Here is a 13,245-nt window from a genome sequence, read left to right on the forward strand (position 1 = left end):
GTCTATTTTGTTTGACGATTACTTTTCCAGAGCACCTCGATAGTGCTTTTCCTCTGTGAAAGCCGCAGAAAAAACGCGGATATGCCTTTCCATCGTTTCCATAACATTTTCTCCCTCGAGCGGGCATGCTCTGGTACATAAATGAGGGCATTTCAGGCATTCGAACCAGTCATGGAACCCCTTACAGGGAATCACAGGCTCCCCCGCGGGACGTCATTGCAAATCGTATTCTCCACTATCTATAGATTGTATTTTAGTGAATTTTCATGAAATTTAACCACAATATATTGTGGATGTCAAGAAAAAAGTGAAGCCCTTCTAAGAAGTTGATTTGAAATGATATTTCCCATAAGCCGAATGTTGGCAGGGTGTTCATGTACGATTGCGTCCTGTGTTCGATAGGGTGAAAGGAGATGCTGATTCTGTTATAATGAAAAAAGAAAAGCCTCCGGGAATTCTGCAGATACAAGCGCACAAAATGCAAGACGACATGAAGAATAAATCCGGCAGACAGGCATCACGGACGTCTGCATACAAAAAAGTGCGAACACCCGCCGCAGCCGTTACAGACCTGAACCGGCAAATCATGGAAGCAGCCAAGGTTCTCGAGGCGATTGGTGACGGAGTAAGCATCCAGGACAGAAAATACAGGATTCTTTATGAAAATGAGACCCACAGGAGCCTCATGGGACTGCATGTCGGCGAATATTGCTATAAGGCGTATCAGGGGAACAGGGGTGTCTGCAAGGGGTGTCCTGTCGCTGTTGCCTTCAGGGACGGAAACGTGCATACGGTGCAAAGGGAACTGAAAACAGACAGCGTCACAAAATACGTGGAAATTACCGCATCCCCGCTGAAGGACGCAGAAGGAAACATCATCGCGGGGATTGAGATCGTAAGGGACGTCACTGAGACGGTGCGCATGAGGGAAGCATTGAAGGAAAGCGAAAACCTGTACCGTACACTTGCAGAACATGCGCTTATCGGAATATGGCATATAACCCTTCACGGTCATACCATCTATGCAAACCCTGCGATGTGCGCAATGCTCGAGATCGATCATCGTCAGGAGCTGGAGGGAAAGACCTATCATCAGTTTTTCACTCCGGAAAGCCTCACGATTATGAAACGCGAACATGCGAAGCGTAAACGGGGAATTGGTTCGACCTATGAGGTTGAGATTGCCGGAAAACGCGGAAAGAGGCGCAACGTTGTTGTTTCCGGGGCGCCGGTATTTTCCGCTGACCGTAAGCTGCAGGGACTGATCGGGACATTTACGGATATCACTGAACGGAAGATGCATGAAGAGGCTTTGCGCAGGGGAGAGGAAAAGATACGTCTTCTGCTGAATTCGACTGCTGAGGCAATTTATGGCCTGGACCTTGAGGGGAAATGCACGTTCTGTAATCCCGCATGCCTGCGACTTCTCGGGTACCGCGATGCCGGGGAGCTTATAGGAAAGCATATACATACCATGATCCACCATACGAAACCCGATGGAAAACCCTACCCCGAAGTAGAATGCCCTATTCATAAGGCTTTTCAGAAGCGTAAACAGATTCATGTGGATAACGAGGTGTTATGGCGGTCAGACGGAACGAGTTTTTCCACGGAGTACTGGTCGTATCCTGTGTTGAGAGGGAATGAAGTAGTGGGAGCGGTCGTTACTTTTCTGGACATTTCAGACAGGAGAAAGATGGAAGAAGAACTACTGCTGAATAAAGACAGGATAAATTCTTTGTATAAACTGAGCCAGTTTACGGACGCCTCAGCGCAGGAAGTCATCGAGTTTGCCCTGGAAGAGGCAATACGTCTCTCAGGAAGCAGGGTCGGATACCTGCACTTCATGCATGAAGATCAGGTCAACCTCGAATTATTTATATGGTCAAAAAAGGTATATAAGGAATGTTCCACTGAAAAGGTCGGCATATATTCTCTCAAAAAAGCGGGGGTCTGGGCCGACTGCATACGAATGAGAAAGCCTGTAGTGCATAATGACTACCAGAATCTGACGGGAAAGAAAGGGTATCCGGAAGGCCATATTCATATTGCAAATCATCTGAGCATCCCGGTTTTTGACGGCGAGCGAATCGTTGCGATCGCGGGAGTTGGAAACAAGGCCGGCGACTATAACGATGCTGATATTCTTCAGCTCAGTCTCTTTATGAATGAAATGTGGAGAATTCTCCAGAGGAAACGGTCCGAGGAGAAAATAAGGGAATCTGAAAAAAGATACCGTGCGCTCTATGAAGGAAGCCGCGACGGCTATGCCATGGTTGATATGGAGGGCAGAATCACAGAGGTCAATTCGACCTTCAGTGAAATGCTCGGGTACACGGAAGCTGAGCTGAGGGAAAAGACCTACAAGGACATTACCCCCATCCAATGGCATGCCATGGAAATGAAAATACTCGAGGAACAGGTGTTCGTGAGGGGATACTCAGAGGTATATGAAAAGGAGTATGTCAGGAAAGACGGTTCAGTGTTTCCGATAGAACTACGAACCTATCTGGTGAAGGATAAAGAGGGACGCAACAGGAGCATGTGGGCTTTTGTGCGGGATATCACCAACCGCAAGAGAGTCGCCCAGGCATTGACAGAGCGTGAGCAGCAGCTCAGGAATATCATTGAACACAGCAATGAATTATTCTACAGCCATGATGTTCACCACAGGCTTACCTATATAAGCCCGCAGTCTTTTCATATCCTTGGATACGCGCCGGAGGAGTTGATGATCGAGTGGATAAATCTGGTAACCGATAATCCCCTGAACGAAATCGGTATTGACGTTACCGAAACCGCGATCAGGACGGGAAAAAAGCAGCCACCGTACCTGCTTGAGCTCTTCAGGAAAGACGGGAACCGGGTGCTGCTTGAGATCGATGAGTCTCCCGTAAAAGACAGTAAAGGCAACGTTACCGGGATTGTCGGCGCATCACGAGATATTACCGAGCGCGCGCGGGCTGAACAGGCGCTGCAGAAAAGCGACAAAGAACTCAAGAAGAGAATGAGGGAACTGGAAGATTTTTATGACATCGCTATCGGCAGGGAACTCAGGATGATTGAACTGAAAGAAGAAATCGATCGTCTGAAAGGCGATCTGAAGAGATACCGGGAAGGTTCAGACCCCGGCATTCCATAAATAACGCGGTGCTCACTTTATTGTCTCTGCGGTGAACGTGAACAGTTCGGCAGCTTTCCATGCATCTTTCGGAAGCCCTGCCTTTGCGCAAATCTGCTCAAGAAATGTGCCCCTGTCCCATCCCTGCTCTGACGCAACCTGCGGGAGAAGAAGGCCGCTCTGGGAGCTTTTTCGGATCACCAGGCCATGCCTCCCGATCTGGATGTCATCAATATCCTTGAGAGGATTCAGCGGAGAAAGCACCGAGACCTCGATATCGACATCAGGCAATTCGTCTCTTGTCATCGGAGGAAATCTCGGGTCGCCTGAGGATGCTGCGACGGCATTTTTTATGACTGACTGATACAGGGGCATGACCGCCTGGACATGCCCGATGCATCCCCTCAGAGATCCCTTCTTTTTAATGGTGACAAACACCGCCCCGTCTGTCTTGAATTTTCTGTTCACCGTTTCCGGCTCCGGGGTTTTTCCTGATGTCACATGTTCTGTCACAGCCGTTTTGGCCAAACCGAGAAGCTCTTTCTTCTCTTCTTCGGTATAAGGGCTTTTAAACAGTCCCAGAGAGGCATAGCCTACTACCTTTCCTTTTTCTCCGGTGACATCCCCTGAATTTGCGTAATTGAACAGTGCACCATATGTCGCACCGAGCCTCTTTGCCACCTCCAACGAGATAATGACAGGAAACGAACCGCACAGTTCAGCCTCGCCGTTCTGCAGGAGCTGACCTGCGTGCATGGAAGAAAGTCTCTCGAGAGCAGAGATAATTCTGTTGTCCATGGCCAGCGCCTTCTGATAGCTGTGATAATGGGAAAGGTCTGTGCTTGCGATGATTAAGGTTTTTTCGTCCACCATTGCTGTCAGTTTTGATACAAGATGGTCGAACGTCTGTTTTGTCGGGGAACCGATAAGGATAGGGACTATTGCAAAGTCTTCAAGGACTGTCTGAAGAAAGGGAAGCTGTACTTCCAGAGAATGTTCACGCGCAAACGCCTCAGGATAAAACCTTACGTCCGCACTTTCGTTCAGGAGGCGGGATGCCAGTTTTTCATGTATATTTACATCACCGAGCGGTGTCCTGAATTTCCCTTTTGCAAAGACTGATGCACCCTTAAATCCTGTGTGATGACTCGCACCTATAAGGATTACATTTTTTATGGCACTTCCGCTGATTTCCCTGTACCCGTAGGCAGCGACCTGTCCCGAATACCGGTATCCTGCATGCGGCGAAATCAGCGCGATGAGCCGGCCGTCCCATTGCCCTTTTTTTGCCCCTGAAATAAAGGCATCAACAGAATCCTTCAGTTCCTTGCTGTCTGCAGGATAGAATGTTCCGGCAACGGCAGGTTCTTTCACCTGTTCGGTGCATCCGGAAGAGAAAGGGGTGAGGACGAGCATACAGAGGAAGAGAAGGCTCATGAGCGTTTTCGGGGAAGAAAAAGCGTCGCTGAAATAATGTCTTGATACGATGACATATTTTGACATAATTCCCCTTCCTCCAAACATCAATCGAGCCTTTTCCAGAACATGGCTTCCTTCATCTGCGGTGCAGGTTTCTTCTCTGCCTTCACTTTTTTCCCGAATAGGGCGAGCATGGCCCCCAGTAAAAGTGTCTTTAAAAAAACTCTTCTTTTCATCTTATAATACCTCTGTCACTTTTTCTCACACCCTTAAGTCCATACCCCCGGAATATCAACCCTGCAGAATCTGCATTTACCGTCTGAGACATTATTCTGTTTCACAAAATATCCTATTCTTTCTATGAGCAGTTTTTTGCATTTGGGGCAGAAAGTGCTTTCTGCTTCATTGCGTATATTGCCGATGTAGACAAACCTCAATCCGGCATCCATCGCGGTTTTCCTTGCCTCTGCAAGAGTTTCCAGAGGGGTTGGGGGAAGGTTCGTGAGCTTGTAATGGGGGAAAAACCGCGAGAAATGCAGGGGAACATCTTCACCAAGGTTCTTCATAATCCATCTGGACATGTCCCTGATGGATTTCATGTCGTCATTGAGAGTAGGGACAACCAGGTTTGTTATCTCGAGCCAGACCTTTTCCTCCTTCAGGACGACGAGGGAATCGAGAACCGGCTTCAGGCGTCCATTGCAGATCCTGGCATAAAAGTCTTCGGTAAAGCCTTTCAGGTCAATGTCTGCCGCATCCATATAGCGCGATAATCTCCTGAGAGGCTTTTCATTGATATAGCCGCAGGAATGCATCGTGTTCCGTATCCCGCTTTTTTTTGCAATGACCGCAGTATCATACATGTATTCATAAAAGACGGTAGGTTCTGTGTACGTGTACGTGACAGATTTGCATCTGTAGGAGAGGGCGTTTTTTATCACCTTTTCGGGAGGGAGATCATACGTGTCGGTATCTTCCGGACTGGCCTGTGATATCTGCCAGTTCTGGCAGAACTTGCAGCTAAGTACACACCCGGCGGTTGCGATCGAGAAGGCTGAGGTGCCGGGAAGGAAATGGAAAAATGGCTTTTTCTCGATCGGATCGACATGCACTGCACAGGGCTTTCCATACACAAGGCTGTATAATGTGCCATTTCTGTTCACCCTTGTCCTGCACCTGCTGCGCTGCCCTTCTTCAAGCACGCATCCGTTCGGGCAGAGTTCGCACTGTACTGTCTTGCCCATAGAAGTATTATAAAACTTTTTGTGTTGAAACTCGAAACCATATCATGAACTGCCGCGCAGGTCAAAGGAGAGTTCTCAAGTTTGCAAGGAACCTGCCGCTATGCGCAATACCAATACCGCGGAAAACATTTTTATCATCGCTATCAGCAGAAGGGCGTTAGAAACCCCGAAAAGCGGAATGATGATCAGGGACGATAGCAATGCCCCGAGAAAAGAACCGGCAAGGTCAAAGGCGTATAGTTTGCCTCCGGCCTCTTTATCTGCGAGAGAGAGATTCGCCGTGCTGAACTGCCCTCCGGTGATCATCCCGAACAGACACACGAGCACATAAAAGAAAAGCTCCTCATTGAAAAACAGGGAAGATACTGAAGCCGTAAGGATCGTTGCCAGTTCAAGGGCACACAGTCCCCGCAGGGCGTACCGCATTTTCCTGGTGATGACGGTTCCGGTCCAGAGTCCGGCCATGAACAGGGCGGAAAGGAGGCCGATCATCTCATACACAAATCCGTGGATCGACTCATAGGCAAGTATCACGGCGAGCATAAACGACATGCCTGAGAACCCTGTGGCAAAGACGGAGAAAAAAAGTGTCCTGCGTTTTTTTCCGAATGCTGCCAATAAGATGCATGCGAAGATGATCGAGGAAAAAAGAACGACATGCACTTGCCGGACAGTAAGCAGGAAGGTGAGAAATCTTCCCCCATGCTTCTCTTCCCAGAGCATGACGGTATAAAGATAGGCAGAGGGCCTGAGGTCAGTATTTTCCAGGGATACTTCTTCGAGGCGTTGCCTGACATATTCTGTATTGTAGGGAGAGAAGGCATCACGGAATATGTAGCGGTTAAAATAGCGTGTAGAGAGTTCCCTCTGCATAAATCGGTGTTCGAGAATCTCAGGTGCAACGGAGAAAGCCGCATCTGAGGCAAAAAGTCTCCCGTATTCCTGGGAGGTCACCTCAACATGCCTGAAAACAGACGCAAGGGAGTTATATATGGAGCCGCTTGCCGTCTGCATCCTTTTTCCTATATACCCTGTTGAGTACGGCAGTGAAAGCGCAATGATGCCGTCTTTCCGGAGGACACCCTTTGCTTCTCTGAAGAAATCCCTGGTGTAGAACCTGTTGATGCTTGCCGTCGAGGGCTGCGGAAGATGCAAGACAATGAAATCATACCGGGGCTGCCGCAGACCCTTTATGTATCTCCTGCCGTCCTGAATGCGTATGCTGACTTTATTGTTTTTTATTGCATTCAGATCTTCCTGCTGACTGAGAACCTTCATTGCGACTTCCGCAATCTTCGAATCAAGTTCAATTAAATCAATATGATGCACGTTATACTTCAAGTAATCTTTTATAATTCCCGGAGATCCACCGATAATCAGGACGTTTGAGGGAGAAGGATGAAGGGCCATCGCAAGATGCACATTCATTTCTTCAGCAGGACTGTCCGGATAGGTGAACAGGAGATGGCCGTTTGCGTAGACGCTTGATTGGTTTCCGATATTGATAACCGCGATTTCACCGTATCTGGATTCGGCAGTATGGGAAACCTCAAGGCCGTGCCAGGGAAGGGTAACTGTAATCTTATGCAGACTGAGATAGAAAATCAGCGGAATGGTAAACAAAATGACAATTTTGCGCTTTCCTGACAACCAGATCGCCATGAGAATGTTTACTGCGGAAATCACTGAACAGAGCTCGAATGCCGGTATTCTTGAGGAGAGAACAAAAGTGAACAGTATGCCTCCGAGAAAGGCGCCGAGTGCCTCGAGCCCGTATACCTTTCCGGCTGCATTTACAGTCCCGGAATGTGAGACCGCCAGAGGAAACTGAAGACCGATCACGAAGCAAAGCGGAAGAAGCATGACGGCTGTGGAAAGGACTGTTGCCCATAAGGAAACGACTTCACCCGGCTCCAGCGAAAGGATTATCCGTATCGCTTTTATGCCGACAACAGTCGGCTGTGCGAGCATGGCTATGACAAGAAAAGATACTACAAACGCGTTTCTGAGTCTGATATTCTGACCGATATAACTTCCCAGTCCCACATAAATAAGCCAGAAGGACAAGGTAATCCCGATATCCAGTTCATTCCCCGAGAAAGTGGCAAGCAGCAGGCGAAGAACAGTAATCTGAAGGAGCATCGAAGAGAACCCCATCACGATGTAGGGGATTGATGAATGCAAGTGCGTCATCTCAGGTTCCTGCAATAACTATACAATCTCCGCATACAAAAAATAAGGGGTAATTTTTCCTGAACAGTCTCGTGATTTGGCATTTTTTTCGGATTGTGATAGGATTTTATCAGGTGATATGCCATATCTATTGACAGCATTCATATGAAAAGAAATTTGCAGAGAAACAATCACCCTCATGATGAAATGAACACAAACAGGCATAATGAGGAGCAAAATCAGGGCGCAATCCGCATCCTTATCCTTGAAGATGTTTTTGCGGATGCAGAACTGATGGAGCAGGAGTTGCTGAAGGGAGGCATACACTTTACCTCAAAACGGGTCGACTCAAAAGAGGAATTCGTGAGGGAACTCAGTGACTTTGCTCCGGATATCATCCTCTCGGACTACTCCCTTCCGCAGTTTGACGGGTTATCAGCGCTGGAGCTGGTGCAACAACAGAAACCCGATGTGCCATTCATACTCACAACAGGAGCAATGGGCGAGGAATTCGCAATTGAGACACTGAAAAAAGGTGCAACGGATTATGTCCTGAAACAGCGGCTTTCCCGGCTTGTACCTTCGGTGAAAAGGGCATTGCGGGAGGTTGAGGAAAAGGCTGCGCTGAAAAAGGCTGTAGAGGCCCTGAAGGCTTCGGAGGAAAAATACCGGGCAGTATTTGAGAATACCGGTACGGCGATGATAATCTTTGAGGAGGACATGATGATTTCCCTCGTAAACAGGGAGACCGAAAAGCTCTCCGGGTATGCGAGAGAAGAAATAGAAGGCAAGAGGAAATGGACGGAATTCGTCTCGCCGGAAGACCTCGAAAGGATGAAGAAGTATCACGTGATGAGAAGAATCGACCCTGATTCAGTTCCGCGTAATTATGAATTCCGGATTACCGACAGGAACGGAAAAGGAAAAAATATTTATATCACGATCGATCTGATACCCGGAACAAAGAAAAGCATCGCTTCCCTTCTAGATATTACCGAGCGGAAGAAATCGCGTGAGGCATTGGAAGTTGCGCGGCGCGAATGGGAGGACATTTTTCAGGCGATCGGACATCCGACCATCATTCTCGATGCAGAGCACAATATCATGATGGCGAACCGGGCGGCAGTAAAAGCTGCCGGCAGGACTGAGGAGGAAGCCAAAGGGAAAAAATGCTATGAGATTTTCCATCATACTGAGTGCCCTTCCAAGGACTGTCCAATGGAAAAAATGCGTGTTTCCCGCAGCCTTGAAATCGCCGGAATGGAGATGGAGGCCATGGGCGGTACCTATCTTGTATCCTGCACTCCGGTGCTTGACAAGGACGGCAATATCCTGAAGGTTATCCATATCGCGACTGATATTACCGAGAGGAAAAAGGCTGAAGAACGGCTGAGGCTGCTTACCTCGGTTCTGGAACAGACGAGTGAGGGAGTCGCGATGGTCGACCTTGCAGGCCACATCCTTTTCCTGAACGATGCCTTTGCATCAATCCACGGGTATGCTCCGGATGAGCTTATCGGAAAACACCTTTCCATATTCCATACCCCTGAGCAGATGCCTTCGGTGGATGCCGCAAACAGGGAGATTCTGGAGAAGGGGGAATTCAGCGGGAAAATCTGGCATGTAAAACGCGATGGGACGGTCTTTCCTTCGCTCATGCATAATTCATTGCTACGGGATGATTCAGGTAATGCAATAGGGATGATCGGCACGCTCCGTGATATCACAGACATTGAAAAAACTGAGGCAAGCCTGAAAAAAAGTAAGGCGGAACTGAATAAAAGGATAAAGGAGCTGGAGGATTTTTACAATCTGGCGGTTGGCCGGGAACTGAGGATGATCGAATTAAAAAAAGAGGCTGCAGCCCTGAAGGAAGAGCTGAAGAAACATAGAGCAAGGAATTAATCCTGAAGAGCCGGTACGCAGACATCTCTGTTCTGTGCCCGTACCGGCTCTTTTCTTGTTTATTCAGCTCTGACAGAGATTTTCTTTGTTTCCTTAATTGCGCGGGCGGTCTTTGGCAGAGTAACCGTCAGCACGCCTTTCCGGAAGTCTGCTTTTGCCTTGTCCATATCGACCTCTGCAGGAAGCGGTATGGTGCGGGTGAATGATCCGAAAGACCGTTCCATACGATAATGATCCTTGCCCTTGTCTTCCTTTTCCTCCTTCTTTTCGCCTTTTATGGTTACGGAATCCCTGTTCAGAAGGACATCGATATCCTTGTCATCCATGCCCGGAAGTTCAGCGGAAATCCTGATCTCCCTGTCGCTTTCCTTGATATCAACACTGGGGCTGAATGCGCCAAACTTGCCTTTAAATGGCTCCATCTCAAACCCGCTGAAGAAATTGTCGAACAATCTGTCCATCTCCTGGCGAAACAGCGCAAAAGGATTGGCTTCCCCGCGCTGTACCGGCAAAGGCTTTTTTCCAGAGGGCACGACATTCTTCTTCGGCATAGTAATTCCTCCTTTTTACGTTTCTGCTCTTACCGTTATTTTTCGTGTTTTGACCGCTTCTGCCTTTGGCAGAACGATTCGCAAGACGCCGTTTTTCACTGAGGCCTGAATCTTTTCCCTGTCTACCTCATCAGTGAGAGTGAAGGATCTCTGATAGTCACCGATACCATATTCCGAGACATACAGGGTGTGTTTTTCAGGAACAAATGGTTCAACCTTCCCGTAAATGGTCAGCACATTCTTTTCAAGCGTGATGTCAACGGACTTCTCATCGACCCCGGCCATATCAGCCGTAACGAGAATATCGTCTTTCCTCTCTATGATATCCACAGCGGGAGTGTAAAGCCTTCCAGCCCTTGTGAGTTCTCCCTTTTCAGGCGCTTCGGCCTGTTTCTTCTGTACATCCTTTGCAGTATCTGCCATACTTCTTCACCTCCTCGTAAGAACTTACAATGATTTTACAGTGATTTTTTTCGGTTTGTCCGCTTCTGCACGGGGGAGGCCGATGTGGAGGACTCCCTTTATGAATTTTGCTTCGACCTTTGCCGCATCGATACTGAAGGGCAGTTCGATGGTCTTGGTGAACTGGCCGGACCAGCGCTCTCTTCTGTGGAACGCCTCTCCCTCCCTCAATATCTCGGGATCGCGCGATCCGCGGATCGTGAGGGATTTGCCGACGACGGAGATGTCAATCGCTCCCGGATCAACGCCCGGAATCTCGGTCGTGACAACGGCGTTGTCTCCTGCCACCCAAACGTTCAGTGCAGGAAACTCGATATTCGGCGTTGTTGTCCACCGCGACAATGCGCGGTGAATGCGGTCGAACTCTTTCCACGGTTCCATAAACCTCCCGACTCTTTCAAGATCTGACCATAACATGCTGCGTCACCTCCTTTTTGAATAAAAATGATTGGGATAAGACAAAACACATAAACATTCCGAAATTAGCACTCTCCTATAAAGAGTGCTAATTAATTTATATATAACATATTTTCAGGAAATGTCAATAGGTTTTTATGAAAGAATTGCGTGGGTGGGCAACGGACAATCAAAGTATCGGATGTTGTCTGCACAATAAAAAATATGAGAATCAGAGGTTACCTTATCTGGAAGTTCATGTCCACATGCCATTGGTTAATACAGCAATGGCTCAAATGATATTTTGTTATAAATGCTTCTCAGAGGATATCTGTAAAAAAAGCTGTGAACCTTTTGCCCCAAAATGACCACTCATTATAGAAAGGTGTCTGTGAATATTACGGAAGAACAGATACCAAGTGTTAATCAGCAGGAAAAAATAATTGGAAAAAGACCGTAAACGAAAAGCAAAGAGAGCAGAGATGCATCAGCTATATCCGGGAACACGTAAAACTATCAAAGGAGGAAAACGAGATAAAAAAACCATGGATATTCATAGGAATTGCCGCGTTATTCTGCCTGATAATGTCTGATGATGCATTTTCCAAGAGCAGCGAGAATAAGGCAGAGTGCGAGAGGTGGTGCAGTGCGAACAAGCCCAGATGTGTAAAATGCGATTCAAATGCTTTTTGCGATGGCAGAACTCTTGATGGCATTAAATCATTCAAGAAAGGCACTGGTAACTGGTATGCCTGCAGGTACACTACAAGGAGCGTTTTGGGCATGGCACGTGAGGAAGAGTGTAATAAATTTTGCAGGTCTTCTGCTATTTGCGACTGATTACACCCTCTCACAAAGTTAAGGCCGAAGATATTCTCGATCAGACGATTAACGGAATGCCAAGTGCACAAAAAGTGCACAATTTTAGTGACTCCATTGACAGGATAAGGGAGAAATGTGTTATTTTATAAATTCCTGGGGCTGTAGCTCAGTTGGGAGAGCGCTTGAATGGCATTCAAGAGGTCGTCGGTTCGATCCCGATCAGCTCCACCATATAAATCAAGGGGTTACGCGTATTGGTGTGACAACTTGATTGCCCAAAACGTGACAAAAACGTGAAAGAATATATCTAAAACGGTAGAAATATATGCAATCATATATAAATAAAAAAGCGGGTGAAATTGATTGTTTATCAAGCGGTCATAATCCTTTTCTTAACTGTTTCGACTGGGAAATGGGCTGTCTGCAGTTTCAAGAAGTAAGGACTGGCGTTTAATTCTTCCTCTATGTTGAGCTCAACATAACTCCCTAAAGTCTTGATTTGAGACCAACATCCCAAAAGAGTTTATAACACATAGTAATGTGGATTGTTGAACTTCATTAGCTTTTAAACATTTCCGAATCAATGTCGCATTTCAATGGCAAGGCAAATGGCCAGCAATTAGAAAGAAGGTCTATTTTCAATATTATTCAAGACGATTTTTCTTAAATTCAAGCCATATAATATAAACAATCATAAAAACAACCGAAACCGTCGATGGAAGAGCAGTTTTGGTATCGAAAAAAGATAGTGCTAAGCCACCTGCCAGTCCATAATTTTTCAAAGTTCCGAGTAACACAATACTTATGGTTTTCTTTTTTTCGAGGTGAGAAATCTTACTGACTGCCTCAATAAGCCATCCTAATAAAAAAGTACTCACAATAGAAATCATAGCGACCGGAAGCAGAGATAGCGTCTGAGTTAAGAACACTTGTTGGTTTAAGCCAACTATCGTATAACTCACCAGAAAGAAACTCCAATTTGTAATATCTCCCTTGATCGGTTCTATCAAACGGGCTATCCCAGTCATTGTGCACGCCATGAGTTAATGATACCGAAATCAGAAAAAACTGGGTAACACTTTTCCATTCAGGGTCACGGTTACAAAACCTTTCTTATTCAGCCAGGCCTCGACGGCAATACGCCAGGCCGCCT

At 47.1% G+C, this 13,245-nt stretch carries 9 protein-coding genes, 1 tRNA gene and 1 pseudogene; 3 read left to right on the top strand and 8 right to left on the bottom strand.

Going from position 1 to position 13,245, the window contains the following annotated elements:
* Positions 1–430 precede the first annotated feature (430 nt).
* On the top strand, positions 431–3,142 hold the full coding sequence (locus AB1552_08285) for a PAS domain S-box protein (GenBank protein ID MEW6053771.1): 2,712 nt from the start codon (positions 431–433) through the stop codon (positions 3,140–3,142).
* 12 nt (positions 3,143–3,154) lie between these two features.
* Here AB1552_08285 and amrB read toward each other — a convergent pair whose 3' ends face one another.
* From amrB to AB1552_08305, 4 genes and pseudogenes are all read right to left on the bottom strand, one after another.
* Positions 3,155–4,624: an AmmeMemoRadiSam system protein B gene (gene amrB / locus AB1552_08290; GenBank protein ID MEW6053772.1), complete on the bottom strand. Its 1,470-nt coding sequence runs from the start codon at positions 4,622–4,624 to the stop codon at positions 3,155–3,157.
* Between the two features lie 20 nt (positions 4,625–4,644).
* Entirely contained in the window at positions 4,645–4,776 is a 132-nt protein-coding gene (locus AB1552_08295) for a hypothetical protein (protein MEW6053773.1), read from the bottom strand.
* Positions 4,777–4,809: 33 nt separating this feature from the next.
* Positions 4,810–5,790: pseudogene (gene amrS / locus AB1552_08300) on the bottom strand (AmmeMemoRadiSam system radical SAM enzyme).
* A 69-nt stretch (positions 5,791–5,859) separates the two neighbouring features.
* Positions 5,860–7,977: a hypothetical protein gene (locus AB1552_08305; protein MEW6053774.1), complete on the bottom strand. Its 2,118-nt coding sequence runs from the start codon at positions 7,975–7,977 to the stop codon at positions 5,860–5,862.
* Between the two features lie 186 nt (positions 7,978–8,163).
* Here AB1552_08305 and AB1552_08310 point away from each other — a divergent pair, with 186 nt between their 5' ends.
* On the top strand, positions 8,164–9,861 hold the full coding sequence (locus AB1552_08310; GenBank protein ID MEW6053775.1) for a PAS domain S-box protein: 1,698 nt from the start codon (positions 8,164–8,166) through the stop codon (positions 9,859–9,861).
* Positions 9,862–9,920: 59 nt separating this feature from the next.
* Here AB1552_08310 and AB1552_08315 read toward each other — a convergent pair whose 3' ends face one another.
* From AB1552_08315 to AB1552_08325, 3 genes are read right to left on the bottom strand one after another with little or no spacing between them, the layout of a single operon-like run.
* On the bottom strand, positions 9,921–10,412 hold the full coding sequence (locus AB1552_08315) for an Hsp20/alpha crystallin family protein (GenBank protein MEW6053776.1): 492 nt from the start codon (positions 10,410–10,412) through the stop codon (positions 9,921–9,923).
* A 15-nt stretch (positions 10,413–10,427) separates the two neighbouring features.
* A complete protein-coding gene (locus tag AB1552_08320; protein ID MEW6053777.1) occupies positions 10,428–10,835 on the bottom strand; it encodes an Hsp20/alpha crystallin family protein in 408 nt (135 codons plus the stop codon).
* Positions 10,836–10,859: 24 nt separating this feature from the next.
* On the bottom strand, positions 10,860–11,291 hold the full coding sequence (locus tag AB1552_08325) for an Hsp20/alpha crystallin family protein (protein MEW6053778.1): 432 nt from the start codon (positions 11,289–11,291) through the stop codon (positions 10,860–10,862).
* A gap of 956 nt (positions 11,292–12,247) precedes the next feature.
* Between AB1552_08325 and AB1552_08330 the strand changes: the two genes are divergently transcribed.
* A tRNA-Ala gene (locus AB1552_08330) sits at positions 12,248–12,323 on the top strand.
* Positions 12,324–12,736: 413 nt separating this feature from the next.
* On the opposite strand, the gene AB1552_08335 is transcribed toward AB1552_08330, so the two are convergent.
* Positions 12,737–13,102 carry a hypothetical protein gene (locus AB1552_08335; protein MEW6053779.1) on the bottom strand — a complete coding sequence of 122 codons (366 nt, stop codon included), beginning with the start codon at positions 13,100–13,102 and terminating at the stop codon, positions 12,737–12,739.
* Between the last annotated feature and the right edge of the window lie 143 nt (positions 13,103–13,245).

Source organism: Nitrospirota bacterium (genome assembly GCA_040754395.1).
In the GTDB taxonomy this organism is placed as follows: Bacteria; Nitrospirota; Thermodesulfovibrionia; order Thermodesulfovibrionales; family SM23-35; genus JBFMCL01.